The organism is Nitrospira sp. (genome assembly GCA_030653545.1).
Classification (GTDB): domain Bacteria; phylum Nitrospirota; class Nitrospiria; order Nitrospirales; family Nitrospiraceae; genus Nitrospira_D.
The window spans coordinates 50,192-76,510 of sequence record JAURZE010000022.1; the positions used below are offsets into that span (position 1 = coordinate 50,192).

At 57.8% G+C, this 26,319-nt stretch carries 24 protein-coding genes and 1 tRNA gene; 17 read left to right on the forward strand and 8 right to left on the reverse strand.

Annotated features, from left to right (window positions below; genetic code table 11):
* Window positions 1–225, reverse strand: a complete 225-nt coding sequence (locus Q7U39_07020; GenBank protein MDO9117690.1) for a hypothetical protein — start codon at window positions 223–225, stop codon at window positions 1–3.
* A gap of 346 nt (window positions 226–571) precedes the next feature.
* On the opposite strand from Q7U39_07020, the gene Q7U39_07025 reads away from it, so the two are divergent.
* The 6 genes from Q7U39_07025 to Q7U39_07050 all read left to right on the forward strand — a co-directional run bounded on the left by Q7U39_07025 (window position 572) and on the right by Q7U39_07050 (window position 8,599).
* The gene (locus Q7U39_07025) at window positions 572–835 is read left to right on the forward strand and encodes a thioredoxin family protein (protein ID MDO9117691.1); all 264 of its coding nucleotides are present in this window, start codon (window positions 572–574) and stop codon (window positions 833–835) included.
* A gap of 150 nt (window positions 836–985) precedes the next feature.
* Window positions 986–1,150 (forward strand): hypothetical protein, encoded by a 165-nt coding sequence (locus Q7U39_07030; GenBank protein ID MDO9117692.1) that lies wholly within the window; start codon window positions 986–988, stop codon window positions 1,148–1,150.
* A 107-nt stretch (window positions 1,151–1,257) separates the two neighbouring features.
* Window positions 1,258–4,464 (forward strand): PD-(D/E)XK nuclease family protein, encoded by a 3,207-nt coding sequence (locus Q7U39_07035; GenBank protein MDO9117693.1) that lies wholly within the window; start codon window positions 1,258–1,260, stop codon window positions 4,462–4,464.
* Window positions 4,448–7,789, forward strand: coding sequence for a UvrD-helicase domain-containing protein (locus Q7U39_07040; GenBank protein MDO9117694.1), 3,342 nt, complete (start codon window positions 4,448–4,450; stop codon window positions 7,787–7,789). The genes Q7U39_07035 and Q7U39_07040 overlap by 17 nt, the downstream gene beginning before the upstream one ends.
* Before the next feature lie 13 nt (window positions 7,790–7,802).
* Entirely contained in the window at window positions 7,803–8,216 is a 414-nt protein-coding gene (locus Q7U39_07045; protein MDO9117695.1) for a tetratricopeptide repeat protein, read from the forward strand.
* An 11-nt stretch (window positions 8,217–8,227) separates the two neighbouring features.
* Window positions 8,228–8,599, forward strand: a complete 372-nt coding sequence (locus Q7U39_07050) for a metallopeptidase family protein (GenBank protein ID MDO9117696.1) — start codon at window positions 8,228–8,230, stop codon at window positions 8,597–8,599.
* Here Q7U39_07050 and lgt read toward each other — a convergent pair.
* A complete protein-coding gene (gene lgt, locus Q7U39_07055) occupies window positions 8,593–9,420 on the reverse strand; it encodes a prolipoprotein diacylglyceryl transferase (protein MDO9117697.1) in 828 nt (275 codons plus the stop codon). The genes Q7U39_07050 and lgt overlap by 7 nt on opposite strands.
* Before the next feature lie 337 nt (window positions 9,421–9,757).
* Between lgt and Q7U39_07060 the strand changes: the two genes are divergently transcribed.
* Together Q7U39_07060 and Q7U39_07065 are read left to right on the forward strand one after the other, a co-directional pair.
* Window positions 9,758–10,018, forward strand: a complete 261-nt coding sequence (locus tag Q7U39_07060) for a YtxH domain-containing protein (GenBank protein MDO9117698.1) — start codon at window positions 9,758–9,760, stop codon at window positions 10,016–10,018.
* A gap of 168 nt (window positions 10,019–10,186) precedes the next feature.
* Window positions 10,187–10,273 (forward strand) — tRNA-Leu (locus Q7U39_07065).
* A 516-nt stretch (window positions 10,274–10,789) separates the two neighbouring features.
* Here Q7U39_07065 and Q7U39_07070 read toward each other — a convergent pair.
* Window positions 10,790–11,245 (reverse strand): hypothetical protein, encoded by a 456-nt coding sequence (locus Q7U39_07070; protein MDO9117699.1) that lies wholly within the window; start codon window positions 11,243–11,245, stop codon window positions 10,790–10,792.
* Between the two features lie 174 nt (window positions 11,246–11,419).
* Between Q7U39_07070 and Q7U39_07075 the strand changes: the two genes are divergently transcribed.
* Window positions 11,420–11,821 (forward strand): DUF423 domain-containing protein, encoded by a 402-nt coding sequence (locus tag Q7U39_07075; GenBank protein ID MDO9117700.1) that lies wholly within the window; start codon window positions 11,420–11,422, stop codon window positions 11,819–11,821.
* Window positions 11,822–11,840: 19 nt separating this feature from the next.
* Here Q7U39_07075 and Q7U39_07080 read toward each other — a convergent pair whose 3' ends face one another.
* Window positions 11,841–12,746 carry a hypothetical protein gene (locus tag Q7U39_07080; protein MDO9117701.1) on the reverse strand — a complete coding sequence of 302 codons (906 nt, stop codon included), beginning with the start codon at window positions 12,744–12,746 and terminating at the stop codon, window positions 11,841–11,843.
* 45 nt (window positions 12,747–12,791) lie between these two features.
* Complete coding sequence (locus Q7U39_07085) at window positions 12,792–13,592, reverse strand: dienelactone hydrolase family protein (GenBank protein ID MDO9117702.1); 801 nt, start codon at window positions 13,590–13,592, stop codon at window positions 12,792–12,794.
* A 164-nt stretch (window positions 13,593–13,756) separates the two neighbouring features.
* Here Q7U39_07085 and Q7U39_07090 point away from each other — a divergent pair, with 164 nt between their 5' ends.
* Complete coding sequence (locus Q7U39_07090; protein MDO9117703.1) at window positions 13,757–14,746, forward strand: Gfo/Idh/MocA family oxidoreductase; 990 nt, start codon at window positions 13,757–13,759, stop codon at window positions 14,744–14,746.
* Window positions 14,747–14,807: 61 nt separating this feature from the next.
* On the opposite strand, the gene Q7U39_07095 is transcribed toward Q7U39_07090, so the two are convergent.
* Both Q7U39_07095 and Q7U39_07100 read right to left on the reverse strand, forming a co-directional pair.
* Window positions 14,808–15,044 (reverse strand): Lrp/AsnC ligand binding domain-containing protein, encoded by a 237-nt coding sequence (locus tag Q7U39_07095; protein MDO9117704.1) that lies wholly within the window; start codon window positions 15,042–15,044, stop codon window positions 14,808–14,810.
* Window positions 15,045–15,096: 52 nt separating this feature from the next.
* Entirely contained in the window at window positions 15,097–15,738 is a 642-nt protein-coding gene (locus tag Q7U39_07100) for a hypothetical protein (GenBank protein MDO9117705.1), read from the reverse strand.
* 128 nt (window positions 15,739–15,866) lie between these two features.
* On the opposite strand from Q7U39_07100, the gene Q7U39_07105 reads away from it, so the two are divergent.
* The 3 genes from Q7U39_07105 to Q7U39_07115 are packed head-to-tail and all read left to right on the forward strand — an operon-like array spanning window position 15,867 to window position 18,088.
* Complete coding sequence (locus Q7U39_07105) at window positions 15,867–17,396, forward strand: YifB family Mg chelatase-like AAA ATPase (GenBank protein ID MDO9117706.1); 1,530 nt, start codon at window positions 15,867–15,869, stop codon at window positions 17,394–17,396.
* 6 nt (window positions 17,397–17,402) lie between these two features.
* The gene (locus Q7U39_07110) at window positions 17,403–17,618 is read left to right on the forward strand and encodes a hypothetical protein (protein ID MDO9117707.1); all 216 of its coding nucleotides are present in this window, start codon (window positions 17,403–17,405) and stop codon (window positions 17,616–17,618) included.
* Between the two features lie 44 nt (window positions 17,619–17,662).
* Window positions 17,663–18,088, forward strand: coding sequence for a hypothetical protein (locus Q7U39_07115; GenBank protein ID MDO9117708.1), 426 nt, complete (start codon window positions 17,663–17,665; stop codon window positions 18,086–18,088).
* Window positions 18,089–18,113: 25 nt separating this feature from the next.
* Here the strand turns inward: Q7U39_07115 and clpB are convergent, their stop codons facing one another.
* Window positions 18,114–20,708 (reverse strand): ATP-dependent chaperone ClpB, encoded by a 2,595-nt coding sequence (gene clpB / locus Q7U39_07120; GenBank protein MDO9117709.1) that lies wholly within the window; start codon window positions 20,706–20,708, stop codon window positions 18,114–18,116.
* Window positions 20,709–20,950: 242 nt separating this feature from the next.
* On the opposite strand from clpB, the gene Q7U39_07125 reads away from it, so the two are divergent.
* From Q7U39_07125 to Q7U39_07140, 4 genes are all read left to right on the forward strand, one after another.
* The gene (locus Q7U39_07125) at window positions 20,951–21,781 is read left to right on the forward strand and encodes a hypothetical protein (GenBank protein ID MDO9117710.1); all 831 of its coding nucleotides are present in this window, start codon (window positions 20,951–20,953) and stop codon (window positions 21,779–21,781) included.
* Between the two features lie 193 nt (window positions 21,782–21,974).
* Entirely contained in the window at window positions 21,975–23,447 is a 1,473-nt protein-coding gene (locus Q7U39_07130; GenBank protein ID MDO9117711.1) for an ATP-binding protein, read from the forward strand.
* 23 nt (window positions 23,448–23,470) lie between these two features.
* On the forward strand, window positions 23,471–24,229 hold the full coding sequence (locus Q7U39_07135) for a hypothetical protein (protein MDO9117712.1): 759 nt from the start codon (window positions 23,471–23,473) through the stop codon (window positions 24,227–24,229).
* Between the two features lie 7 nt (window positions 24,230–24,236).
* The gene (locus Q7U39_07140) at window positions 24,237–25,655 is read left to right on the forward strand and encodes a sigma-54 dependent transcriptional regulator (GenBank protein ID MDO9117713.1); all 1,419 of its coding nucleotides are present in this window, start codon (window positions 24,237–24,239) and stop codon (window positions 25,653–25,655) included.
* The last annotated feature ends 664 nt before the right edge of the window (window positions 25,656–26,319 follow it).

A 26,319-nucleotide genomic window follows, 5' to 3' on the forward strand; every position in this document is an offset into this window, starting at 1 on the left:
CTAGGCGGGTGGGAGCATCCAATAGCACCAGCCGAGAATCACGGGCGTCGCCACATACATCGCGGTCTTTCCAAAGGAGTCGTACACACCGTAAATCAGGACGGCGGCGATAAACACGAAGTAGATCTGGGCGATACCCTGGTAGCTCGCATTGTGCTCGACTGCCAGCGCCAGGCTTGGTGAGGCAAGGATTGCGGCGGCAGAGAGAGTCGCTAGTCGTTTCATTGAAAACTCCTTTCAGAGGATGGTGAAGGTAGAGGAAATGGATGGGGGAGGGGCGTGGATGCGGACACAACAACGCCCTCAGGGCAAAGAAAACCAAGAGGGCGTGGAGAAGTTCGGGGGGAGTATTCCATGAGACGACTGGTTGTATCTAACAAGGAGTCACAGAACACCTCTTTGTCTATAAGCTTCGCGTATGCTGCGCCTTCCGGTGAGGGAAGTCAAACCAGCGCAGGCAGATGATGCATCGGCCGGCTCTTCTGTCCGAAGCAAGCGTATCGGGAGCGCGGCTTGCCCCCTCATTCCGCTGGGTGTTAAGATCCGCCACCGACCTTTCTGGAGACACACTATGCCAAGCATCATGTTATTAGTTTCTCCCAGCTGTGGAGCTTGTCCCTCGGCCAAAAGCCTTTGGAAGCAGCTGCGGGTGAAATATAGTTTTTCCTACCGGGAAGTCGACATCACCACTCCCGATGGCGCTGAGTTGGCCAATCGCCATTCGGTGCGGGCGGTGCCTGCCACGATCATCGATGGACGACTGACCTTTGTCGGTGTACCGAGTCGAGAAAGCGCCGAAAAGGCGTTGTTGTTGAAAATGAAGCCGCGCGAATAAAGAGCAGGATACTGAAAATGGCCACCAGCTTCGTTCACGGCTTGCAAGAATCCTCAACGTACCCAAGAGCGTACGCCTGCGGTTCTTGCATCCCCTTCGGCCTTGCGGGATGCCTCATTTTGAGCATCCTGAGAAATGAGAATATCTTCAATGGTTGATGACGACGATGACAACTTTGAATTGCCTGATTTGCCCATTTACGACAAAGGCCCGCCACCGGATTGCCCGATTTGCGGCGACCCGATGAAGTTTATCGATGGCGATTGGGCCTGTGTCGACTGCAACGGCGAACTGCTGGGGCCCGAGACGGGCTAGTCGACGTGAATGGTGATGGACGCGCGATCGAGAGTTGATGTGAGCCGCCTGCTCCTCCGTCCGGTGTCCGTTCGTCACGCATCACGGTTCATGCGCCACGGTTTCTGATGCTTCACGTCATTGCCGGCCGTTTTCATCCGTCGCTCGAATCCGCGCTGGTCGCTCAAGTGAGTCAGGCGAAGGCGACGGATCCGTTCGCTCCGCTCGCGATTTTCGTTCCCTCCGCGCCGCTCCTTGCCCGCGTGCGTCAGGTGCTGGCCGCTGAGCTGCAGGCCACGCTCAATATCCACTTCATGACCTTCCATCAGCTGGTGCTCCGTCTGGCGGATGAGCGGCGTAGTCGCCTTGCGCAATCTCCCTTGCATGTCGTCGACGATATCTTCTTCGAACAGTTGGTCCGGCAGATCGTGCAGGTCCGGCTTCTCAGTTTGACGCCGCTGCAACAGCTTGGGCAGTCCTCCGGCATGTGGGGCGCCCTGTGGTCGACCGTACGTGACTTGAAAGATGCCGGAGTCGATCCTGCCATCGCCTTGCGCGGCCTCGAAGAGGGCTGCTTCGATCAGGAGGATCACGCCTGGCTGACGGCGCTGTTTTCATTGCACGCCGCCGTTCGCGACGTGGGAAAGACCTTGGGAGTCGGCACCCAGGACGACCTGGCCGAGTCGCTCATCCCGGAGGTTCCTCATTCACCGTTCCTGGCCTCCCTACAGCACGCATTCTATTATGGCTTCTACGATCTGACGCAGGTGCAGTTGTCCGTGTTTGAGGCTGTCAGCACTGCCGTTCCGACGACGCTGCTGTTTCCCGTTGAACAGGGACCGCGGTGGGGATTTGCCCGGCGCTTCTTCGATCGCTGTATTCAGCCCCGTGCGACAACTTCCGACATGATCACGAAACTGACGGATCGGGATAAGCCCTGCTCCGATGAGCCGATGACGATTTTCGTGCAGAGCGTCATCGGGGCGGAAGAGGAACTGGCGGCGATTTGCCGGAAGATTCTGGATTTGGTCGAGACGAACGGGTATCGGTTTGACGACATTGGCGTGGTGGCTCGCACCTTGGATCCCTATCGGGCTCTCTTGGCGGGCATGTTTGATCGATATCGCATCCCGTTTGTCACGACCGCCGGTCGACCGCTGATGCAAGAACCTCTCTGCAAGGTCTTGTTGCAGGTACTGACATTGCCACTCAACGATTTCTATCGCACGACCATGCTGGATGTGGTGACCTCGCCGCTCTGTGCCTCGGATCTACTCGACCGTAATGCCGCCGGCTACCGTCCTGAACAATGGAGGATGGCGGTGGCGGGCTTGCAGATCACTCGTGGAGTCGAAGAGTGGAAGCGATTGGAGTCGGCGTCCCAAGCGGCGCTGGAATTAGTGGAAGGTGAAGAGCAGGGGCGAGCGGTTGATGGGGTGGACATTGCCTCCGATGTGATCACGCTTCTGTGGCGCCTGGTGTCGGAGCTGGTGACTGATTGTTTGGCGCTCCCTCAACGGGGGACAATCGGGCAGTTGATCACGGCCTCTCGCCAACTGGCCCGCCGGCATCTGGTGGACCCGGTCGGCGTCGGCGGGACCGAAGGAGATCCGCTCACGGCGCGGTTGGTGGCGACATGGAGCGCCATCGATGGAGTGTGGACCCGGCTGGAGGAATTAGATCTTCTTGGGGAAGACATGTCCTGGGCGGACTTTGTGGAACTCCTGACCCATACATGTGAACGCACGTTGATTCCGTTGGATGCGACCGCTCATCGAGGGGTCACCGTTGTCGACGCGATGGCCGCTCGGGGGCTGAGTTTCAAAGCGATCTGTGTGTTGGGCCTGAACGAGAAGCTCTTTCCACGGTATATCCGCGAGGACGCCTTTCTGCGTGATCGGCATCGGCGGGTGCTCGACGCGACGCTCGGGTTCAAGATCGATGAGAAGCTCGGCGGGTATGAAGAGGAAACATTGCTGTTTGAACTGATCACGCAAGGGGCGAGCCGTCGCGTAGTGCTCTCCTATCAGCGGGCTGATGAGGCCGGTCGTGTCTTGGCGGTCTCTCCGTTTCTGAACGAATTGCTCGAGCGGTCCGGCCTTGACGGACGATCGGCGGAAGCGGTGCCACGACGGCTGACCGATCGAGTCGCGCAACGTTCCACCATTCAACGATTGATTCCGCCGTCCGAACTCGCCCAATGGATGGCGCTGACCGGGCAGGACCCGACAGACCTTCTGAAGGCGGTCGGCCGGGAAGCCGAGGGCTTTCGGCATGCGGCCGGCGCCTTAGTCGGGATGGAGGACGACGCGCCCGCGCTGAATGGGTATGACGGCTTGACCGGCCCGCTTGACGCCTACTGGTCACGGCTGTCCGAACGCGGGTTGGCCCCGACGCCCCTGGAGCGGTATGCGCGCTGCCCCTTCCAGTATTTTGCCGCCGATGTGTTGCGGCTGGAGCCGGTGCGATGGACCCTCGCGCAGGAGCCGGATGCCGCCTTGTTGGGCACCCTCTGTCATGCGGCCTTGAAACGCTGTTACGAGCAGCTTCTGCCGACCGGATGGCCGGCCGAGCCGGTGACCGATGACACGATGGAGTGGTGTATTCGCTCGGCGGTGGATCTGGCGGCGGAGGACTGTGAAGCGCGCCATCGTACCGGTCATTATTTGTTGTGGGAGTTGGCCAAGGAGCATGTCATCACGCTGATCACAGCCGCGGTCGATGGGGATACGGCCGCATATGCCGAGACGCCGTTTATGCCTGTCGCATTCGAACTGGATGTCGAGGGCACGATTGCCGAGGTGCTGCCCGATCCGTCCGCGACGCTCAAGCTTCGAGGGCGCGTCGATCGGATCGACCGGCATCGGGATACCGGCGCCCTTCGTATCATCGACTATAAATTCAAGACCGGTGGATCGATGAAATCGGAGGATCGCAACTTGCTGCAATCCGCCATGAGGGGCTATCGCCTCCAGCCTCCGTTATATGCCCGCCTGCTCATGCCCGGTATGCCTCCGCCAAGTCAGGTGCAATTCATGTTTCTGGCGCCCCTCTGGGAATCGCCCATATCCCGTTCGACGTTCGATGTCGCGGCCCTGTCTGGGGAATCCGGTCGGCAGATCCAGCAGACGCTGCGTCTGCTCATCACCGGCCTCCAGGCCGGGCGGTTTTTCATTCTTCCCGACACCTATTGCGAGCAATGCGAGTTCCGCGTCATTTGCCGGCGCGAACACCAACCGTCGTGGTGGCGGTCGTATCGATCGGACGAGGTGAAAGCGCTCAAGAGTCTTCGTCTGCAACGTCTGTCGGAGGAGCCGCGTGGAACTGATTCCTGATCGCCAGGCCCGGATTCTGGCGGAGACGACATTTGACCGGAATGTCGTCGTCGTAGCCGGTGCCGGAACCGGCAAGACGACATTACTGGTGAATCGATTGGTGCATCTCCTGATCAAGGAGCCCCGCCCGGTGACCGTCACTCAGATCGTGGCGCTCACCTTTACGAACAAGGCGGCCACGGAGATGAAGGTTCGGCTGCGTGAACGGTTGATGGTCTTGGCCCATCCGGAATCTGAAGCAGCACGAGCGGTTGATGGCGGGGCAGTGTCGATGGCCGACTTGCGCGCACGCTATGGTCTCTCCACCGACGATATCGCCGGCCGAGCCGCGGCGGCCCTCCACGATCTTGAGAAGGGGCAGATCGGCACGTTGCATAGCTTTGCGGCTCATCTGTTGCGGCTCCACCCCCTAGAGGGTGGTGTGGATCCGACCTTTCAGGAAGATGACGGCCTCCGGTTCGAAGAGCATTTTGCGGCGGCCTGGGAGATATGGATCGATCGGGAGCTGAGCCGGCTGGGCTCACATCATCAGCTGTGGCGGAAGGTGTTGGGGCTCGTCACGCTGGACGATGTGCGCTCCCTGGCTCGATCTCTCTGCAGCGAATTGGTCGATATGGATGTGGTCCGTGCTCAGGTCCATGAAGAAAAGCTGAGTCCTGCGCTCGTCGAGTGGGTGCGCCAAGCGTATCAACGCGGGCAAAGGCTTCTCGAGGCGCACGATCGGCCGAAGCGGCGGAAGATCGAGCAGATGTTGGCTGCCGCGGTGAACCTGATGAAGGCGATCCTGGATCAGGGCGCAGCTGGTATTCAGGCCCTCTCCACTGCCGATCTCGAATCGCTGGGAAAGGATCTGGGTAATCCCGTTGCAGGATGGGAAAAAGATGAATTTGATGAAGCCGAGTCGATCATCAATGCAGCCAAGCAATATCAATCGGTTAACAGTCAGTTCTTCAAGTATGCATTGACGCTTCTTGAGCCTCTGGTCTCTGAAATCCGTCTCTCGTTCAGGCTGAAAGGGTGGGTCTCATTCGATGGGCTGCTCGCCAGGGCGCGCACGTTGTTACGGGATCATCTGGCCATTCGCGAGCGTATTAAACAGGACTATCGTGCGGTGCTGGTGGATGAATTTCAAGACACCGATCCTGTTCAGTATGAACTCATGCTCGCGATTTCAGAATGTGTAGGGGCTCAGGCCTCGACATGGCAGGAGATGGTCTTAGAGCCGGGCAAGCTCTTTATCGTGGGAGATCCCAAGCAATCGATCTATGCCTTTCGGCGGGCCGATATCGAAGCGTTCGATCGCGTCGTTCAGAAAATTGAAGAGGACGGGGGAGTGATTCAAACGCTCACCACAAACTTTCGAAGCGATGCGGCGGTTCTCGGCCCGGTCAACGATGTGTTCGATCGACTGTTCGAACGGCGCGCCCTCGTCCAACCGGCCAATGTCAGGCTGGAAGTGCAACCACAACGACGCCCCTCAGCTTTCGAGGCCGGTGTGCGCGTGCACGTGACGCTCCCGGTTCCGGACGAGCGGGCGTTCGACGCCGCCGGTGCGACAAGGGCGGAAGGGGAGACGCTGGCGCGTTGGCTTGCCGAAGAGGTGCTGAGCCGTCCGCAGGTCAAGCCCGGGCATATCGCGCTGCTCTTCCGAAAGCTGACGCAGGCCGACACCTATGTGGATGCGTTGCGACGGTACGGCCTTCCCTATGTCATCGAAGGCGAAAAACATTTTTATCGACGTCAGGAAGTCATCGACCTGACGAATGTCCTGCGGGTGCTCGATCATCCCCATGACAATGTGGCGCTGGCCGGTGTGCTGCGCAGCCCGTTAGGCGGCTTGTCTGACCGCGCCCTCTATGACCTTCGCCAGGTTAAGGGCTTTGACTATCTTCGAAGCGAGTCACTCTCGGCGTGGACGCATCCGGAGGCATCCGCTGTCCGTCTTCTGTATGGCCACCTGGCCTGGTTGCATCGACAGGTCGGAGCATTGCCGCTGGCTGAGGTGCTGGAGCTGATCTTCGACCGTCTTCCGATTTTGGAAATAGCCGCCGCTTCCGTGCATGGGGAACAGGCGGTGGCGAATCTTCTCAAGGTGAAACACACTGCCGCCGCCTTGTCTGACCGTCCGCATCTGACGTTGAGCGGTTTTGTGGATTTGATGGTCGCCAGGCTCGAGGAGCAGCCGGATGAGGCTGAGAGTCCACTATCTGAGGAATCGTCCAACGCTATCCAGGTCTTGACGATTCACAAAGCCAAGGGCCTGGAGTTTCCCATTGTCGTGTTGCCCGGCCTGCATCAGGGGAGCGGGAGGGAGCGAGGCTTGCCCGTCGTGACGTTTGACTGGTCGAGCGGATCCTATGGCCTGTCCCTTGGTCCGGTGCACAATTTCGGCGCCGTGTTGGTCCAAGAGAAGCAGAAGATTCGAGAGGAAGCCGAGCGGCGGCGGGTGCTCTATGTCGGTATGACCAGGGCCAAGGATATGTTAGTGCTCTCCGGAGGGATGACCGGTCGCGCCGCGGGGGAAACCGTCTTGGGGATGCTGCAAGCGATCGGCGAAGGTGTGGTGGGTGCCTCGGAAACAGAGGCGCTGACGATCGGGGCCTCTGTCATACCGCACCGGACCACGACTGCGCCGTCCCGGAAACGTTCAAGTCGACCTGGCGCGGTGGGACCGGTTGCCGGAGCTTTGGACCCCGATGCCATCGCCGCATTATGGAGGGACCGGGAAGATCGCTGGAAGCACGCCTGCCAGACGCCCCGGCATCTCACTCCGAGCACGATCGGAAAAGGGGGACAGCCTGGTCCTTTCCGCCCCTCAACTGATGGAGCGGACCCTGAGGTCGGGCGGCTGGTCGGGATACTGGCCCACCATATCCTCGAACAGTGGGATTTTCACTTGCCTTCTGAGGGACTTCTTGGTCGAATCGAGCCCGTGATGCAGCAGATCCTTACGACTGAACAAGCCGAGCTGATGCCGGCGGTGGCTGATTCATTGAGAGATGTCCTCGGTAACTTTGCGCGGTCTGACCTGTATCAGCGGCTGGCCCTGGCCACCATTCTGGGTCGCGAGGTGCCGTTTGCCATGTCTTGGGAAGAGGGCCAGATCGTCCATGGGATGATGGATGTCATCTACCGTCTTGACGACCGAATCTGGATTGGGGACTATAAGACCGATCAGGTGACGGTGCAGAATGTGCCCGAGCGGGCGGAGCGGTATCGACCTCAGATGGCACTCTATAAGGCCGCGGCTCAGAAAAGTTTAGGGGTGTCAGCCGTATCCGCGCAGCTCATGTTTCTTCGCTGCGGCGTTGGCTACGAACTGTAACAGGAGACGGACCATGCGATCCTATCTCATGCTGGTGTTGCTCTGTGGATTAACCGGCGGCTGTGCGAGCCCGGCGAAAGTGCCGACGACCATTCTGGCGAGTCCGGCCGGCACTTCGGCGCGGGCGGCGGCCGCCATGACTGAAGGAGATCGCCTGTTCCGGTCGGGCGACTGGGCCGGTGCAGCTCAGGCCTATCAAACCGCAGCCACTCTGCAACCGACATTGGCTGAGGCACACTACAATTTGGCGGTGTCGTTGGATCGTATGGGGAGCAAGGCGGACGCGAAGAAACACTATCTGGAGGCCGCGAACCTGGCACCGGGAAACAAAGTGATTTGGGATTCACCACCGCTTCGCGAGACGGGACTGAATCACAACTTGCGGAAAAAATCCTATCTGGATCCTACTCCTGGGCAACGATTCTAGCGAGGTGGGATGTGTCTCAGCGAATCTCGGCGGAGTCCTTTGCCCATCTCGTGGAAAAGGCCATCGCGGACTTGCCTGACGATTATGCCCGGTTGCTCGATGCCGTGGCGGTCGTCGTGGAAGACGAGCCTCCTCCGAGCGTGCTGAAAGATTTGGAGATGGAGGACGGAGAGGAACTACTCGGTCTGTACCATGGTCTCTCACTGCACGACGACTCATTTTTTCGCGCTGGAGGCCAGGCGCCGGCACAGATCTCACTCTATCGCGGACCGATTCTCCGGCAATGCGACACAGAGAGGGAGATGATTCAGGAAATCGGCGATACGCTCGTGCACGAACTGGGGCACCATGTCGGTCTGGATGACGACGAGATGCCCTATTGAAGGTGCGGCATTGAACGTGATCGTTCCAGTGACCGTTTGTGATATCCCCATATCAGCATGAACAGACCCAACATGACCATGGGAGCCGACAACAACTGGCCCATGGTGATCGGTCCAAGGACAAAGCCGATATGCTGGTCGGGCTCGCGGACGAGCTCGACGATCATCCGGCTGACGCCGTAGCCGGCGATGAATGTCCAGCACAACGACCCTGGTGGCGGTGACGTGCGCGCGAGCAACCAGAGGATCGTGAACAAGAGAATACCTTCCAGTCCTGCTTCATAGAGTTGTGAAGGGTGGCGACACACCGGTCCTCCCGATGGGAAGACCATGCACCACTCCACATCGGTCGCCCGTCCAAAGAGTTCTCCATTGATAAAGTTTCCGAGTCGGCCAAATCCCAGTCCAATCGGGGTCACTGCGGCAGCCAGGTCCGCAATGGTGTAGACGGGTAAGCCCTGTCGTTTGCTGAACCAGATCAAGGCGACAATCGTCCCAATGAGGCCGCCATGGAAGGACATCCCGCCTTCCCACACGGCGAAGACTTTCAACGGATTCTGGGCGTAGTAAGAAAAATTATAGAACAACGTGTACCCGATGCGCCCGCCGATAAAAACCCCGAAGGCGGCGAACACGACCATGTCGTAGATCTGATCCGGCGTGAGGGGAATGTGCTGCGCGCGGACTCGGTGGCGAATCAAGAAATAGGCGGCGGTCAGCCCGATCAGATACATCAACCCATACCAGCGGAACTGGAGCGGACCGAGATCGAGGAAGACCGGATTGATATGCGGATAGGGGAGTGCGGCGAACGAACCCATGAGACCTCCAACGAATGACTGGTCGGGATCATAGGGAAGACCACCTTTCAAAGCAAGGCGCGCGTCACACGCAGGGCGACGATAGCCGGAAGGTGAATGCTGTGGCCGGTTTGTCGAGATTGGCCCAGGACTGTAAGATTTCTGTAACGGGTGTGTTGCCGACTGTAGAGAAAACGGCACCCTTCATGAGACGGTCCTAACGCTGGCAGGGGTGATCGAGGAAATCCCGGTGAAATTGCGCAGAATATGACCTGGCACGGTATCTGCTGTACTGACTAGACAAGAGGGCGAGAACAAGACCCTCCACAAACCTTCATCAATCACCAGGAGGCATGCGATGTCAGAACAGGGAAAGCAGGCAGCCAAGGTCGCCGCGATGATCGCCGGTGGAGCTGTGATCGGAGCCGGATTAGGAATCCTGTTTGCGCCTAAAGCCGGAGCGGAAACACGCCGGGACATCGGACGCTATGCGAAGAAGGCCCAAGTGCAGGCCACCCGCTGGGGCCGCACCGTTCAATCGGGCGTGCAGGACGTAATGAATCGGAGCAAGCAGTTGGTGCAGCGTCGCGAGGCGCGGCCTGTGATTGAAGCAGCGTAAACCTGTTAGGTGAAGCACGCAGTCGAAGCTACGGTTGAGCGAGAGGTCCGGACTCCCGCTCAACCTAGGCTTCAGCTTCTTCGTGGTTCAATAGGTCACACACATTCCAGTGCGGGCCTGAGCAAGGTGTTGCGGCTCAGGCGCCTTTCCCGCTACACTGCGCGGCATGCGCGAGTGGCGGAATCGGCAGACGCACAGGACTTAAAATCCTGGGTCAGCAATGGCGTGCGGGTTCAATTCCCGCCTCGCGCACCACGAGTGCTCATTGGTTGCGTATGTGCCACCTCTTAAGGCCCCATCCCCAAGCAAGCGTTGCTTCCATGACGCGAGTCATCCGGTATGCACTTCTCTTCTTGCTCTGCCTTTGTCATAACGCTCCTTCCGTGAGCGCGCAAAGCAGTGCCTCCTCAGCGAATCCGCAGAATCCGTCCTCACTCAGCTTGCAAAATGGACTCGATCCTTCCGGTGGATCCGGCGGAGTTCCAGCTGCGCCTCTCTCCTCGCCATCCGTGGTGCAAGGGATTGGAACCATACCAAGTTCCACGAAACCAGGCTCATTGGGCTCTGCGGGGAGGGGATTACCCGGAATGCCGGGAGGCCCACCCATCAAAGGGGCGCTCGGTGCACAAGATCCTTCGTCAGCCTACATGCGTCCACCGACCATCGGAGCACTCCTGTGCGACCCATTGATCGATGGTGTCTGCGACTAGACGGTTGTTGTAAGTTTAAAGGACGGGGATAGGCGCAAGACGGGAATCCGGTGCGGAGTCGTTACCACTTTCCTAGCCAGTGGCGGGATCCGGCCAGGTAGGCCGGGATGCCAATGGCGAGAAAGACCAGCCCCTGAACAAAGTAGTGGCTGGCAATATCCGGCGGAGTTAACCGGCCAAGGAAGATCAGGGCGGCTGCGCTGATCGTGGCTCCTAAGGTGGTGCGTTTGGGACAGGGACGAAAGCGGCCCTCGTCATATGAGCGCAGCACCCACACAATCATCCAGGCCAAGGCGCCGATTCCCAGGGCTCCCGCTAAATCGGTGAGCCCGATCAGGACACTGTCGACGATGAGTCGCGAGGTGGCGCGAGAACCGAGATCGAGTTTGAGGCGGATGCCTTCCCCCACGATGAGTAGAAGGCCAACAATGGCCACGCCGATCGAGAAATGCCAGTGCGTCAGCGGCTTTTCAGAATCCTGGTTGCCGGTCTGGGGAGGCAGATCCGTGCGGGACATCAAGCGACGTCGGACGAGCGGAGTGAGATCGTATCCGCAATCACACGATAACGACGAGTCGGGGTTCATTTGAAGGCAGCGTGGGCATTCAATCGACATGTGACAATATCCGCAGTCTGCTAGAATGCATTCGAACGAAGCTTCTCTCCACCGCCACCATACCGCGAGACCACGATGCAGTCACGTAGATCCTGTCAAACGCTCATTGCTCTGGGGAGCCTTTTTGCCGCGCTGGCCGTTGCCGCGGGAGCGTTCGGCGCCCATATGTTGAAGTCGATATTGGATCCGCCGATGCTGGCCGTGTTTGAAACGGCGGCTCGCTATCAGATGTATCATGCTCTGGGCATGATCGCGGTTGGATTGGCGGGGCAGGTCTTTGGTTGCCCTCAGGTGGCGCGCGCCGGCTGGTGTTTCGCAGCCGGGATCTTCCTATTTTGCGGGAGTCTCTACGGTGTCTCGTTGTTGGGTATTCGCTGGTTAGGAGCCATGACGCCGATCGGGGGGCTGGCGTTTATGACGGGCTGGAGCTTGCTCGGCTGGTATGTCTGGCGCGAACAGGTTGTCACGCAAGAGTAAGAATACCCGGGTTGAAGGGTTACGGCTTGCAGTCGCTGGTCCGTTTTCCGCTGATCGATCCCCATCCGCCTTGTGAGTTCACGAAGGTGCCTTCTAAGCCTTTTCCTTCTTTGGTGAATTGCAGGCTGTCTTCCTGGACTTGGCCGTTGCTTTCCCAACGAAGATAGACGTTCTCTCCCAGCACGACGGTTTCGACCAGCCCGGAGACCTGGGGATATTCAGGCCCCGGGGGAGGGAACAGCATGGCCAGCTTCTGCTCTTGATGATGCTGCTGGTGATTGTGAATGATCCATTGCCAGGTTCCGCAGAGTTTATTGCGTCCCCGCACCGTTCGTACCCGATCTTTCCAGGTCCTGAGTTGCCACCATTCCGCGATCGCCCGCTGTTGCGCATCGAGGGCCAAGCGTCCCGCGGTAAGGGCGAGAGGCACGCGGTCGGCTGCGGTGGTATCCGGTTTCACGTCGGCCAGTTGCGTCAATTCTTTCATCGTCTGAGCGAGACTGGGAATGGCTGCCGTCGTCTGGATCCAGTTCACAACTGTGGCCGACGGAGCGGCAACGAGGTCCGCATGCTGACTCAAGGATTGCGTGATGCGGTCGGCTGTCTGCCAGGCAGCCAAGTTGGCAATGAGCCGTTGGGCAGACGCCGTCAGTTCTTGGACGCCCAGCTCTTTGGCAACTTTGGCGGGGATGTTCTTTGCGGCGACGGTACTCGCGACATCTTGGAGGCCCAGCGCCGGTCCCACTTTCGTTGTGAAGAGGGACAATGCAGCCGCATTGTCCGACAGGGTCCCCAGCGCTTCCGACTGAGCTTGGACTAACGGATACAGTTCAGCAGGTCCGGAACTAGGGTCTGCTGCGTGGCTAGAGGAGACGAGGAGGAGCAGACTGACAAACCAACCTGCGATGTTCAGGGATCGACTCATAGGTCACCAGGATAGGGATGAATGCGAGGGTGATGGAGATGTTCGCTAGGTTCCTTGAAAGCAGGCCTTGAGGAAGACGGCCGATCGTTCCCAGGCTGTGGCGGTGATATCCGCGCGATAGGAGTCGGCCTTCATTTCATTGCTGAAGGCATGTGGCGCATCTGGGTAATTAGCAATCTCGACCTTCTTGCCATATTCAGCGGCGGCGGCGCGTAACTGTTCGGCATCGTCTGCGGTCGCCCAGGTATCTCGCCCGGCTTGATGGTAGAGAATCGGGGAGATCACTTCTTTCATCAGCTCGCGAGGCTGGAACATTTTCCCATAGTAGGCGACCGTCGCACGCAATCGCTTTCGCTGGGCGGCAAAACGGAGTGCCAGCGAGGCCCCCATCCCATAGCCCACCACTCCGTGAATATTCCGCTTGGTGAAATCTTTCGTGTTCAGATATTCGCAACAGGAGTTGATGTCCCGAAGCACCAGAGATTCGTCGATTTTTGCCATCAGCGCTTCGCCGACCTCATCATTGGCGGTGACCATGCCGCCGATCCGTCCATAGAGATTGGGGATGATGACCACGTACCCTTCACAGGCCAGCCGAGCGCCGAGATCCTTGATTTGCCCGGTTAATCCCCATCGGTCGTGCAGCAGCACGAGACTCGGATAGAGCATCTTTGTCTGCGGCCAAAACAAGATCGTTTCAACCTGCACTTCTTTCGGCATGCGTGTCTTGATGTAGGGATCCACCATGGCATCGCTATGGGTCGGGATGGGCACCCCGCTCGGGAATCGGGCGATTCCCGTGCCGATCTGATCCAAGGTATACGGTGCCGAATGTGTCGTGGTCATGGTGCTAAACCCTTTCCCCGCGCGTATTTCAGAAAGCTGATCCGTATCGAACCTGGGTTCCGACTATAGGGAACCGTTTGCGGGAATGTCAACGGAGTGTCATGACGTGAACTCATTGACCCGTAAGGACATCCACTCTACAGTGCCAAACAGGAGGAGCTCATATGACGGTACCGCCACAAATCAGCCTGGGGCTCATAGGCGCCGGGCGCCATGGCACTCGCTATGCCCGCCATCTGATTCAGGACATGCCTCAAGCTCGACTGCACGCGGTCTGTCGGCAACACCCGGAGCAGGGACTGGACGTTCCCGGGAGCGAGGCCGTCAGGATCTATGGGCGGCCTGAAGACCTGATCGCTGATCCCCTGGTCGATGCGATCATCCTTGTCGTTCCGCCGGTACTCCATAAAGATCTATGCCTGGCCGCGGTTTCAGCGCGGAAGCCGGTGCTTATCGAGAAACCTCTGGCAACGACCTACCCTGATGCATGCGTCATGGTTGAGGCGGCTGCACGGGCGGAGGTGCCGTTGATGACGGCTCACACCCTCCGATTCGATGCGACGATTCAATCGTTACTCGCGTCTCGCTCACGAATCGGCCAGTCCCGACAGCTCGGCTTGACGAGCCACATCGAGACGAAAGGGCGGAGTGCGGACCATGCGGATGGCTATGGCCGGCGTGGAGCGCTCCTGGAGTTCGGGGTGCATCTGCTGGATCTGGTTCGCGTGCTCACCGGGGAGGAAATTGAAACGGTGCAATGTGTCTTGGATCATATGCCGCCGGCTCACCCGGAGACATGCGCGAAGGTCCAGCTCCGAACGAAGAGCGGGATACCGTGCAGCATCGACGTCGCACGTGTGGAGGCAGGGCGGGTAGGGCGGGCCGAATGGATCGGCTCAGACGGCCAACTTCTAGCCGATTGGACGAACCGGAAGATTCGGTATACAGACAGAGCCTCCCGCAGCGAGGAGTGGTCGACCGCACTGAGTCCGACCATCCTCACCACGCTGCGGGAGTTTGTCCGTGCGCTGCAGCATGACACATCGATGCCGATTACCGGGGACGACGGTTGCCGAGCTGTCGAGATCGCCGAAGCCTGCTACCGTTCCGCCGAGGCTGATGGCGTGACCATCACTCTCCCATTGAAAGCCTAGCTCCATATCATCCAGGCTACGACTCGAACGTCTTCCCCGTTATCCTTGCGCCAGCCGGACGCTAGGCGTCCGCTACGATATGGGTATCCGTTTCCTCGACCCCTTCAATCGCATGCACCTTTGTAATGACGACGTCTGACAGGGTTCGCTCGTCTTGCACGCTGATGAAGACGAAAATATCCGGCCGACCGAAGCAGGAATGGGCCTGTTCAACTCCGGTAATCTTTTTGAGTGCCTGGACGACGTCCTTGGTCTTGCCGGCCTTGACCTTAATCAGGATGTACGCGCGTGTTGCCATAGCTTCCTCCTTGGTGTGCTGCAGTGATTCGTCTCAAAGGTCGCATCGGATACTAACTTGATCCAGCCCCAGGCATCTCCTTTCTGCGTGATGAAAATATCTGCTGAAACTCGAGCCCGCGCGCGTGAAGAGCTTGCCGGGCATCTCGGACCAAATGCATGAACCGGTGAAACTCCTCGACCGACAGATTAAACGGTGCGAACCCTTGCGCGAGAACGTGTAAGTCTTCAGGCGAGCGTCGCGCTTCTTCATCGGAGAGCCGCTCCAAAACGTCCGCTGTCCATCCGGTTGTCCGGAGGGCTTTGACGATGTCCTCAGCCTGGTCGCCATACTTCTGCCCAAGCGCCTGTCGAGCAAACTCTAGGACCGCAGCATCACCGCTTTTGGCAAAGACCGACTGGAACTGAATCACGAACCGGATAATGTGATTGGCCTCAGGCGTGCCTTCTGGGGGTAAGACCTCCGCGTCTTGCAGCGTGGCCAGCACAGCCATCGCTGAACCGATGTGCGGCGAAGCGGTCTTGGTGGATCGTTGTGCTTGGGTCAGGTCCGGTTTCTGGACAGGGTCAGCCCACGCCTGTTGAAGCTCACAGATCGCCAGGAGTCCGCTGAGCATGAGGGGCGGAAGGAAGAGCGTCATGATGGACGCGGAAGATTGCGGCACCGGTGAGAGGCATCGAAGAGAGAGACGCATGGCGGGCATTATACAGTCTTATGCGGAGGGCAGCTACCGGCGTCATGCCGGTCGATCATTCGCTTGCAACACCATTGAGGAGTTTCTATAATCCCGCGTTCGTCGGGCACAGAAAGGTGTGATGCTCCATGCTGGCCAAGGTCGCGAGTGCTGCACTCGTGGGGCTGGATGCTCATCTTGTCGACGTCGAAGTCGACATTTCCGGAGGGCTTCCACAATTCTCTGTGGTGGGATTGCCGGATGCGACCGTGCGCGAAAGTCGTGATCGCGTCCGCGCCGCTCTGAAGAACACGGGTTTTCATTTTCCTGCCAAACGCATTACCGTCAATCTGGCCCCTGCAGGCATCAAGAAAGAAGGCTCCGGCCTCGATTTGGCCATTGCCATCGGGATCCTCGTCGCGGAAGAGGTGATCCCGCAAGAGGCCTTGGACCGGCGGGTCTTATTGGGCGAGCTTTCTCTGGACGGACGAATCAAACCGATCACCGGGGCGTTATCGTTCGGACTCGCCTGCCGCAGAGGGTATGACCTCCTGTTGCCTGCCGCCAATGGGACCGAAGCGGCGCTTGTTGATGGGGTGAATGCCTATCCGCTCCATACCTTGCCGGAAGCCGTCGAGTTCCTAAACGGAAGCCAGCCGCTCAATGCCTGCCCATCGAATTTGAACCATCTCGAGTCCTTACGGCCGGCGGATGATGAGGACTATGCCGATGTACGCGGGCAGGACCACGCCAAGCGGGCGCTGGAGGTCGCCGCGGCCGGCGGCCACAATCTTCTGATGGTGGGACCGCCAGGATCGGGAAAGACGATGCTGGCGCGCCGTCTCCCATCGATTCTCCCGATCATGGAGCTGGACGAAGCGATTGAAACCACCAGAGTCCATAGTGTGGCCGGCCAGCTGCCGCCGGATCATCCGTTACTCATGGTGCGGCCGTTTCGATCCCCGCATCATAGTATTTCGGACGCCGGCCTTGTGGGCGGAGGGGCCGTTCCGAAACCGGGCGAGGTGTCGCTCGCGCACAACGGCGTGCTGTTTCTGGATGAATCTCCGGAGTTCAAGCGTCCGGTGTTGGAGGGATTGCGCCAACCGCTCGAAGATGGTCATGTAACGCTGACGAGAGCCAGCGGCACGATACGGTATCCGGCCCGCTTCATGCTGATCGCGGCCATGAATCCCTGTCCCTGTGGATACTATGGTGACCGGTCCCGGCCTTGTGTGTGCACGGTGCCGCAGATTCGTCGCTATCGCGCCAAGCTCTCCGGCCCCTTGCTCGACCGGCTGGATCTGCACTTGGAAGTACCGCCGGTGCCGATTCGGGAGTTGCGCCATGAACAGCCTCCGACGGAAAGTTCCGCCGCGATTCGTGCCCGTGTGCTCGCAGCGCGCGGGCGGCAGCAGGTACGGTATCGGGACGACGGCATTTACACCAATGCCCAGTTGAAGCCCAGACTCGTGAAGCGGTATTGTGGGCTTGCGGCCGGACCCCAAGAGTTGCTGGAGCAGGCAATGGCCAGGCTCAATCTGTCAGCCCGCGCCCATGGACGCATTTTGCGCGTCGCGAGGACCATTGCTGATTTAGCGGACTCTGATAAGATTGAGACCGTCCATGTCGCGGAAGCGATTCAGTATCGGGCGCTCGATCGGGCGATTGAGGTGTGACGGGTAGTGCTGACGACCATGAAAGTCTTTCTCTGGTGGTTCGTCGTCGGGGCGACGATGGCGCTCTCGGTGCTGATGCTGCAAGGCGGCATACGCGATGTCATGCAGGCGCAAGGGTCGGTCTGGACGCTCAAACTGGCGGAACTGCTGACGACCATCATCGGTGGGGGCCTGCTCGGCGGCTGCATCGCCTTGATTCTCGATCGCATCAAGAAGTCGTAACGCGGTCTGTCTTTTTACTGACAGTTGGTCACACGAGGGGAAACATGGATCTTGAAGTCGGATCGAATCTCTATCGCAATACAGATGGCACCATAGAAGTTGAGGGGGTGCCGCTCATCCAGGTCGCGCAACACCGCTCGACGGGAGCGATCCTGCTGAATTTCGCGCTGTTCGACCAGACGGGGAAAATGCTCGTCAAGTTAGTCGACAGCACCATCATGTTCAACGAGCGTCGTGCCTATGATGTGACGAAAACACCCAAGACGGTGACGTTGAAGGAATCGACCTCTGGGAAAGTCTTGCTCCAGTTCGACGTGAAAGCGCCGAACGTGGTGGTATTTTCCAAGGGTGAATTCCCCACGATGAAGGGTCACCTCCTGGAAGTGTCTTCGAAGGAATGGAAAATCGACAAACTTCGAGCCAGCGGCACGACACAGGACGCCTCGGGCGGAGCCGTCAAACTCGGGTAGCGCAAGTCCGACGGCCAATCAGCGATCAGCCCTCCGCTGTCACGGTCGGAACAATCACCAGCGCCTGTTCCTTCCGATCGATTGATGCGGTGTCCCCGTCGCGCAGTTCACCCTTCACGAGGAGTCGTGCGAGGGGCGTTTCCAACTCCTGCTGAATGAGCCGCTTGAGCGGGCGCGCGCCGTAGACCGGATCGTAGCCGCGTTCTCCCAGATAGGCGAGAGCAGCCGGGGTAATGGCCAGCTGAATGCGCCGTTCGGCCAGTCGTCCCCGCAACCGTTCCAGCTGAATCTCCACAATCTTCACGAGTTGCTCGGTCGCCAGCGGGTGGAAGACGACGGTTTCGTCCACGCGATTGAGAAATTCCGGGCGGAAATGTTGCCGGAGTTCTCCCATGACGACCGATCGCATCTCATCATACGAGGCCCCGGTCTGTTGCGACTCAAGAATTTGGGGACTGCCGATATTCGAGGTCATGATTAGGACGGTATTTTTGAAGTCGACCGTCCGGCCTTGGGAATCCGTCAGCCGCCCATCATCCAGGATTTGCAAAAACACATTGAAGACGTCGTGGTGCGCCTTTTCGATTTCATCGAAGAGCACGACGGAGAAGGGGTGACGGCGCACCGCTTCGGTCAACTGCCCACCTTCCTCGAAGCCTACGTATCCCGGCGGCGCTCCGATCAGACGGGCAACCGTGTGCTTTTCCATATACTCCGACATGTCGATACGAATGAGGTTGCTCTCATCATCGAAGAGCACGGTCGCCAGCGCTCTCGCCAACTCGGTTTTCCCCACACCGGTCGGGCCGAGAAAGAGGAACGATCCGATCGGCCGGTTGGGATCTTTGATGCCGGACCTCGCCCGCAGTACCGCGTCGGCCACCGCGCGCACGCCTTCGTCTTGACCGATGACCCGTTGATGCAGCAGATCCTCCAGCTTGAGCAGTTTGTCGGACTCGCCTTCCATTAACCGTGAGACGGGGATTCCAGTCCACCGACTCACGACCGCGGCAATCTCATCCTCATCGACTTCTTCCTTGAGCAGCCGGTTCTGATCCTGCTTTTTCCCCAAAGAGGTTTGTTCGATGGCGAGTTCACGTTCCAGACGGGGGAGGTCTCCATAGCGGAGTTCGGCCACCCGATTGAGATCGTAGGCCCGCTCGGCCTGTTCAATTTTCAGTTTCACTTCTTCGATGGCTTCTCTGGTCTTCCGGAGACGCCCGACCGAGGCCTTTTCTGAATCCCACTGCGTCTTGAGAACCTGAGCGGCACTCTGCTTTTCGGCCAGTTCCGTTTCGAGCGTGGTCAAGCGGGCGGCACTCGCCTGATCCTTTTCTTTCCGGAGCGCTTCGCGTTCAATCTCCAGTTGCAGTACTTTGCGGGAGACTTCATCCAGCTCGGCCGGCAGGCTATCGATCTCGGTCCTCAACCGCGCCGCCGCCTCATCGACCAAATCAATGGCTTTGTCGGGCAGGAAGCGGTCCGCAATATATCGGTTCGATAACTTTGCCGCCGCCACCAGGGCGCCGTCCTTAATACGCACGCCATGGTGAACTTCGTATCGCTCCTTCAGGCCGCGCAGGATCGAGATCGTATCTTCGACCGACGGTTGATCGACCAGGACGGTCTGGAACCGCCGTTCGAGCGCCGCGTCTTTTTCGATATGTTTACGGTACTCATCGAGCGTTGTGGCGCCAATGAGGTGCAACTCTCCGCGCGCGAGCATAGGCTTGAGCAAGTTCGCCGCATCCATCGAGCCCTCGGCCGCGCCGGCTCCGACGACGGTGTGCAACTCGTCGATGAACAGCAGAATCTGTCCCTGCGAGGATTGAATTTCCTTGAGCACCGCCTTGAGCCGCTCTTCGAATTCGCCGCGAAATTTCGCGCCCGCGACCAGCGACCCCATATCTAAGGTGATGACTCGTTTCTGTTTCAGCCCTTCCGGAACATCTCCCTTGATGATCCGGATGGCCAATCCTTCGACGATGGCGGTCTTGCCCACACCGGGCTCGCCGATCAGGACGGGATTGTTCTTGGTCCGTCGAGAGAGAATTTGAATCACGCGGCGAATTTCATCGTCCCGTCCGATTACCGGATCGAGCTTTCCCTGACCCGCTGCCCGCGTCAGGTCACGGCCGTATTTTTCGAGCGATTGATAGGTGCTTTCGGGATCTTGCGTGGTCACCCGTTGATTGCCCCGTACTTGTTGCAAGCCGGACAGGAGACGATCGCGCGTCACCCCCAGCTTTTTGAAAATGCCGCCTTCTTGAACCATGGCGAGCAATACGTGCTCGACGCTGAGAAAGTCATCTTTCAGTGCGGCCTTTTCATCTTCGGCTTTGCTGAGGACCTGGCTTAAGCGATTGGTGACATGCACCTGTCCGGGACCACCGCTCGCACCCTGTACCTGAGGCAATTTACCGAGCGCCTGATCGGTGGCCTGACGAACGGCGGGGAGTGCCACACCGGCTTGCTCAAGTAGTGTGGATGTGGTTCCGCCTTCCTGATCGAGGAGCGCGAGCAATAAATGCTCAACGTCGATGCCCTGGTGGCTGCGGCGCATGGCATGCGATGAAGCCGTTTGCAGGGCTTCCTGGAGTTTCATCGTCATTGTGTTCATATCCACGGGAATTCCTCCTCGACAGGTGCGCGAGTTGCTGATGAATCTCTAATAATCATCGGTCAACACGTGTCAAGGCATGAGAGGGGAGATTCTCCTTTCGCCTATCGGTTCTTGACCGGCCAGCCGTTCAGGATTAAGGTGCGGACCCGTGCAGTATTGTGTTCGTCAAATAGTCGATGGGCCGGCAAAGCCGGCCTGTCCGCAAGGTAGAAGATAGGATGAGGCGGTAATAGTTACAGATGCCCAGCCACGTTTCCTCACTGTTTGAACTCTATCGGCAAGCGATTCGGTCCACCGTACGTTCGCTCCGTCATGGCTGGATCGCCATGCTTGCGTTGGTGGGATTTGCGCTGCTGTTTGCCGGGGTGTCGCAGGTTGCAGGCGCATTAGGGATCGCCGGCGGTTTTCTGCTCGGGGCGCTCAATGCGCTGTTGGTGGGAGCGACGCTGTCTTTGATCGAGCACTCGCTCGGCGGCGCGCGTTCCCTTCAACTGCATGACATCCAGGAAAGTCTGGGTTGCTACTTTTGGGAAGTGATCGGGGTAGGGTTTGTCTTGTGGCTCCCCATCATGGCGCTCGATCTTGGCACACAGGCGAGCCCCTATGGGCAATTTCTCTCGTCGGCGGCGCTCCTGTTGCTCTTCATTTTACTGAATCCGGCGCCTGAGGTGATTTATCAGGTACGGCAGGATTCACCGCTGGATGTGTTGAAGACCTGCTATGAGTTTGTGCTGGAAAATTGGATCGAATGGTTCTTGCCGTTCGGACTGCTGATACTTCCAGTCGTGCTATCGCCCTCCGGGCTTGAACAGTTTGTCCGGTTGTCCAGTCGTCTGGGTCGAGGAGCCGGGCTCGACTTTTTCCAACTCTTGATTCTCCCATTCACTGTCCTTGGCGGGTGGTTCGGCTATCTGGGAATCCCGTCCGACGCCTACTGGGTTTTGGCGATTCTTCTGACTCCTCCTGTGGCCATGAGCATCCTTCTGTTCCGCGGCCATCTCTTTGCATTACTCCATGGCTCATCTCACCGGCAGCGCGCGTTCGCCCGTCGATTTGATGACGGGCGATAGCTAGTCGGATTGCGACTGCCGGTGCGATACTCGCTCAGATTTCATGGTTGAGAGCGTGCGACTTCATAAAACATTCTGGATTTCACTGGAAACAGTACCGCAACGGTTGTAGCGAAGAGTGAAATAGTGTATGGTTTTACCTACACTTGCTCTTTGAGTGATTCCTGCTCATCAGACGAAGGCATCCCGGATCATGAGACTTTCCATATTTTGGCGATTGGTTCTCACCTGCCTGGTGATTATTGTGGTCATGGCAGGGGTGAATCTCTATGCCTTATTCCAGCTTCGCCAGCTCACGGCGCTCAGTACAGAAATGGCTTCGTTTCACTATCCGGCCGTTGAGGCCGCCAAGAGACTGCAGGAGTCCTTGTTTGCCCAACTCAATAGTGAAAAAAAATATCTGGCGACGAAAGATGGAACGTTTCTCACGAATTTCAATGAAGAGGTTGAAGAATTCCAGCGAAATCTTCAGCATCTTCGTGATCAAGAAATCGCGCCTCATGCCATCACGTTGCTTCAGGAGGCCGGGCAGCTCCTGCAAGAGCGCCTAGTTCTTTTTCATGACGAATTCGAGCAACCCGGCGATCGGGTGGGCGGGCATGAGGCAGGATACGAGAACCGTCGAGATGCCATCATGGATCGGATGTCTGCGACGATTCAAAGTTATATCGACGTACATGAAGCACGGGTGAGTGTGGGGGTCAGCGAATCACGTGCGAGTGCCGCGCGGGCGGAAGCCGTCACGGAGCAGTTAGTGCTGGTTGCCTTGGTATTCGGACTTGGACTCGCGGGGATTGCCAGTTATAGTATTCTGCGTCCGCTTCGTCAGTTGCAGGGACATATCAAGCTGATCGGGCAAGGAAAATTCGGCACACCGTTGGAGATTACCGCACCTTCGGAACTTCGCGATCTGGTCGACACTGTGAACTGGATGGGGGGGAAGCTCCAGGAGCTGGACGACATGAAGTCGGAATTTCTCGCCCACGTGTCGCATGAACTACGCACGCCGATGGCTTCAATTCAGGAAGGGACTCATCTGCTCCTCGATGAAATTCCCGGACCGCTCCTAGCAGAGCAGCGAACCACGCTTCGGATCATGGCCGATAGCAGTCGACGGTTGATTCATCTGATCTCGACCATTCTCGATCTTTCAAAGATGGAAGCCGGAATGATGGAGTATCGCATTGTCCCGATCGATCTGAATCGCATTGCGGATATTTCAGTCAACAAAGTCAGACTTTTGGCTGATTCCAAACACGTTCAGCTCCTGACGGAACACCCGAAAGAACGTCTCTGGGTGAAGGCCGATGCGCTGCGCATTGAACAGGTACTGGATAATCTCTTGTCAAACGCCTTGAAATTCAGCCCTGAAGGAGGCATCGTCAAGCTGCACATGGCTCCCGATCCTAAGGCGGGGGTCTTGGAGATATCTGTATCCGATGCCGGACCCGGTATCGATTCGGAAGATCTTCCCCATATCTTCGAACGGTTTTATCAGGGACGAAATAAGGCCAAGAATGCCTCCGCAGGGAGCGGGCTTGGATTGGCGCTGGCAAAGAAAATTGTGGAAGCCCATAGTGGGCGGATCTGGATTGAAGGTGAGGCTGGAAAGGGAACGACTGTACGGTTTATCCTACGGTTGACCAAACCTGGCGGGACAAGCTGAGGGTGACTATGAAGAGTGCCATATTGTGGATCATTCCTATCGCGGTAAGCGGCTGTGCGAGCTGGACTTCTCCATTGCCGTTGAATCAGCCTTTTTTTCATGTTGATTCAGGAGAATCCAAGCTCTATCAGACACTTGCAAAGAAGCAGGAGGCCATAGTCCAGAAATGCAACGAAACGAGTTCGTGCGATCATGCCTATTTTACCCGTGGCCTCTTAGGATTGTACGAAAGCCGCGAAGTTGCTGAAAAATACTTTGGAAAGGTTCTCGCCGTTGCGCCCAAAAGTCAGTTAGCGACCTCCAGCAAAGCATGGCTAAAAGTGCTGCAGGATTGGAATGGCTCGAAGGACCCCTCCTGGGTGCAGGCTGTGTTAACGGCTCCTTCCATGGCGGATGCGAATAGCTCTTTAAATCAAGCGATAGACCGCCTGGTGCGGGACTTGCTTGATCGAGAAGTGATTATGCAGCAACTTCGGGGGATGAAGGATGCCGATTCGCAAGCGATTGAAGCGCTACAACGGCAGATTGCCGACCAGGAACGAAAGATCGAGACGCTGACATCGAAGAAGGACAAAGACGGATCAAAACCGCCTTCCGAGCAAGGCACAGTCCAATCATTTCAGAAGCAAGTCATCGAACGAGATAAAAAGATCGAAGAGCTTACTAGCCAATTGGAGGCGTTGAAGCGGATCGATCAAGAAATGCGGGAGAAGGTTCGACCGATTCGTCCGCCATCAGCGAGTGCGCCTGTTCCTGTGCCGGAGCCCGCACCTGCGCAGTAAGGAGCCTATGGACAAGGAACAAATTTTAGTCGTCGATGATGATGAAGGATTGCTGCATCTCTTGAAGATGCGGCTCTCCGCTGAGGGATTTGCCGTCACCTCCTGCACCACCGGGCACGAGGCTCTGGTGGAGGCGAAGAAGAAGATGTTCGACCTGGCCATTACGGATCTGCGACTGCGCGGGGAGGATGGTCTCGACGTGACGGAGGAACTGCTGCGGATTCATCCGCAGTTGCCGGTGATTATCCTGACCGCGCACGGCAGCATTCCGAATGCCGTCGAAGCGATGCAGCGCGGAGCGTTCGGGTATTTGACGAAGCCGTTCGACGACAAAGAACTGAAAGCCACGATCGAAAAAGCTCTGTCGCAACAGCGCATGAGCAAGGAAATTCAGCGGCTCAAGTCTTTGGTCAAGGAACTCTACGGCCTTGAAAACGTCGTCGCGCGCAGCCCCGCGATGCAGCGACTCTTTCAGCAGATTGCCCAAGTGGCGGATTCCGATGCCACCATTCTTCTGTTCGGTGAAACTGGCACGGGTAAAGAGGTGATGGCGCGGGTGGCGCACACCAACAGCCGCCGCAGCAAAGGGCCTTTCGTCGCGTTAAACTGCGCAGCCATTCCTGAAACCCTATTCGAGAGCGAACTGTTCGGGCATGTGCGCGGGGCTTTCACCAGCGCGCATGGGGCTAAAAAAGGACTCTTTCAGAGCGCCAATGGCGGCACAATTTTCCTTGATGAAATCGGAGAAATGCCGCTGTCGATGCAGGTAAAGTTGTTGCGTGCGGTTCAGGAGCGGGAAGTCCGCGAAGTCGGCTCTGAACTCTCGACCAAGATCGATGTGCGCATCATTGCTGCGACGAACAAAGATCTCGGCGAAGCAGTCAAGAACGGCAGCTTCCGCAACGATCTCTATTATCGAATTTCCGTGGTGCCTCTCTTCATTCCGCCGCTGCGCGACCGTCGCGACGATATTCCGTTGCTCGCGCAACATTTCCTCAAGATCAGCAACCAGCGGGCGAATAAAGACGTCCGTGGTTTCACGCCAACGGCATTGCATCGTTTGATGGTGAATCCCTGGCCGGGAAATGTGCGCGAACTGGAAAATGCCATCGAGAAAGCCGTGGTGATGACCAGGCAGGATATGATTACGCCTGATCTTCTGCCGTCCGTCGGCGTGTCTCCGGATACGCCGCTGAAACCTCTGACAGAGGCGAAAGAAGAATTCGAGCGGACATATCTCAAGAATGTTCTTCAGCTGACCGGTGGGAATATCTCCCGCGCCGCCCAGTTTGCCGGCCGCTATCGGGCAGACTTTTATAAGATGTTGCGAAAATACGGACTGCACCCCTCGACCACGAAGGGGAAGATTGAGGCTGACATCGAAGAGATGGAGGATGAGTCGACTCTGATGGAAGCGGACCGATAGCATGCTCGCGTCATCATGAGAATGGCTACTTCCGGCTATTCTGTTTGATTACTTTATGTGTGCGGCTGTAACTGCGAAACGGTTACACCGGCGAGAATAGAGAAGGGGGCTGCGCCTTCGACGGCGCAGCCCTTTTCTTTTTATACTGGGAGAGGAGGCATCGTCTAAGTTCATACCCCAGCTTGCGTCCATCCCCCCCTGTGCGCAATGGGTCCCTCACCAAGGCTATAAAGCCTTTACAGTGCCGATTGCTCAACGGAATGTGGTGTAGCGGACAAGATTAGAGGCATTAACAGCCGCAGAGACTATGGCATTCGATCATGTCTGCTATCAGATCAGGGACCGCTTCCGCCGATAAAAGCGCTTCTTGCACGCATGGCAATGCCATGGGAACATGCCTAACAGTCGGAAGACAAAATCTCGCCAGCTACGCCGAATGGACCGACGGCATTCCACTGAGGAACAGTGTGGGCAACTTAGGAGTGCTCCCAAAAGAGGGTCCTCTCATGAAAGAGCTGGTAGCCGAAGCCAAGTTTACCCTGTGTTATCTTGCAAGTGAACCCACGAAAACTGACGATTCGGTAGACCCATCCTCCCGGCGGCAAGGGATGGGTTACCTGTCCAGGTAGCAGTGTGCTGGATCTGTCATGTTTCAACTCGGCCG

Coding starts and splice junctions, on each gene's coding strand:
- Q7U39_07020 (MDO9117690.1), bottom strand. CDS start 225: ATGAAACGACTAGCGACTCTCTCTGCCGCCGCAATCCTTGCCTCACCA.
- Q7U39_07025 (MDO9117691.1), top strand. CDS start 572: ATGCCAAGCATCATGTTATTAGTTTCTCCCAGCTGTGGAGCTTGTCCC.
- Q7U39_07030 (MDO9117692.1), top strand. CDS start 986: ATGGTTGATGACGACGATGACAACTTTGAATTGCCTGATTTGCCCATT.
- Q7U39_07035 (MDO9117693.1), top strand. CDS start 1,258: ATGCTTCACGTCATTGCCGGCCGTTTTCATCCGTCGCTCGAATCCGCG.
- Q7U39_07045 (MDO9117695.1), top strand. CDS start 7,803: ATGCGATCCTATCTCATGCTGGTGTTGCTCTGTGGATTAACCGGCGGC.
- lgt (MDO9117697.1), bottom strand. CDS start 9,420: ATGGGTTCGTTCGCCGCACTCCCCTATCCGCATATCAATCCGGTCTTC.
- Q7U39_07060 (MDO9117698.1), top strand. CDS start 9,758: ATGTCAGAACAGGGAAAGCAGGCAGCCAAGGTCGCCGCGATGATCGCC.
- Q7U39_07070 (MDO9117699.1), bottom strand. CDS start 11,245: ATGTCCCGCACGGATCTGCCTCCCCAGACCGGCAACCAGGATTCTGAA.
- Q7U39_07075 (MDO9117700.1), top strand. CDS start 11,420: ATGCAGTCACGTAGATCCTGTCAAACGCTCATTGCTCTGGGGAGCCTT.
- Q7U39_07080 (MDO9117701.1), bottom strand. CDS start 12,746: ATGAGTCGATCCCTGAACATCGCAGGTTGGTTTGTCAGTCTGCTCCTC.
- Q7U39_07085 (MDO9117702.1), bottom strand. CDS start 13,592: ATGACCACGACACATTCGGCACCGTATACCTTGGATCAGATCGGCACG.
- Q7U39_07090 (MDO9117703.1), top strand. CDS start 13,757: ATGACGGTACCGCCACAAATCAGCCTGGGGCTCATAGGCGCCGGGCGC.
- Q7U39_07095 (MDO9117704.1), bottom strand. CDS start 15,044: ATGGCAACACGCGCGTACATCCTGATTAAGGTCAAGGCCGGCAAGACC.
- Q7U39_07100 (MDO9117705.1), bottom strand. CDS start 15,738: ATGCGTCTCTCTCTTCGATGCCTCTCACCGGTGCCGCAATCTTCCGCG.
- Q7U39_07105 (MDO9117706.1), top strand. CDS start 15,867: ATGCTGGCCAAGGTCGCGAGTGCTGCACTCGTGGGGCTGGATGCTCAT.
- Q7U39_07115 (MDO9117708.1), top strand. CDS start 17,663: ATGGATCTTGAAGTCGGATCGAATCTCTATCGCAATACAGATGGCACC.
- clpB (MDO9117709.1), bottom strand. CDS start 20,708: ATGAACACAATGACGATGAAACTCCAGGAAGCCCTGCAAACGGCTTCA.
- Q7U39_07125 (MDO9117710.1), top strand. CDS start 20,951: ATGCCCAGCCACGTTTCCTCACTGTTTGAACTCTATCGGCAAGCGATT.
- Q7U39_07130 (MDO9117711.1), top strand. CDS start 21,975: ATGAGACTTTCCATATTTTGGCGATTGGTTCTCACCTGCCTGGTGATT.
- Q7U39_07140 (MDO9117713.1), top strand. CDS start 24,237: ATGGACAAGGAACAAATTTTAGTCGTCGATGATGATGAAGGATTGCTG.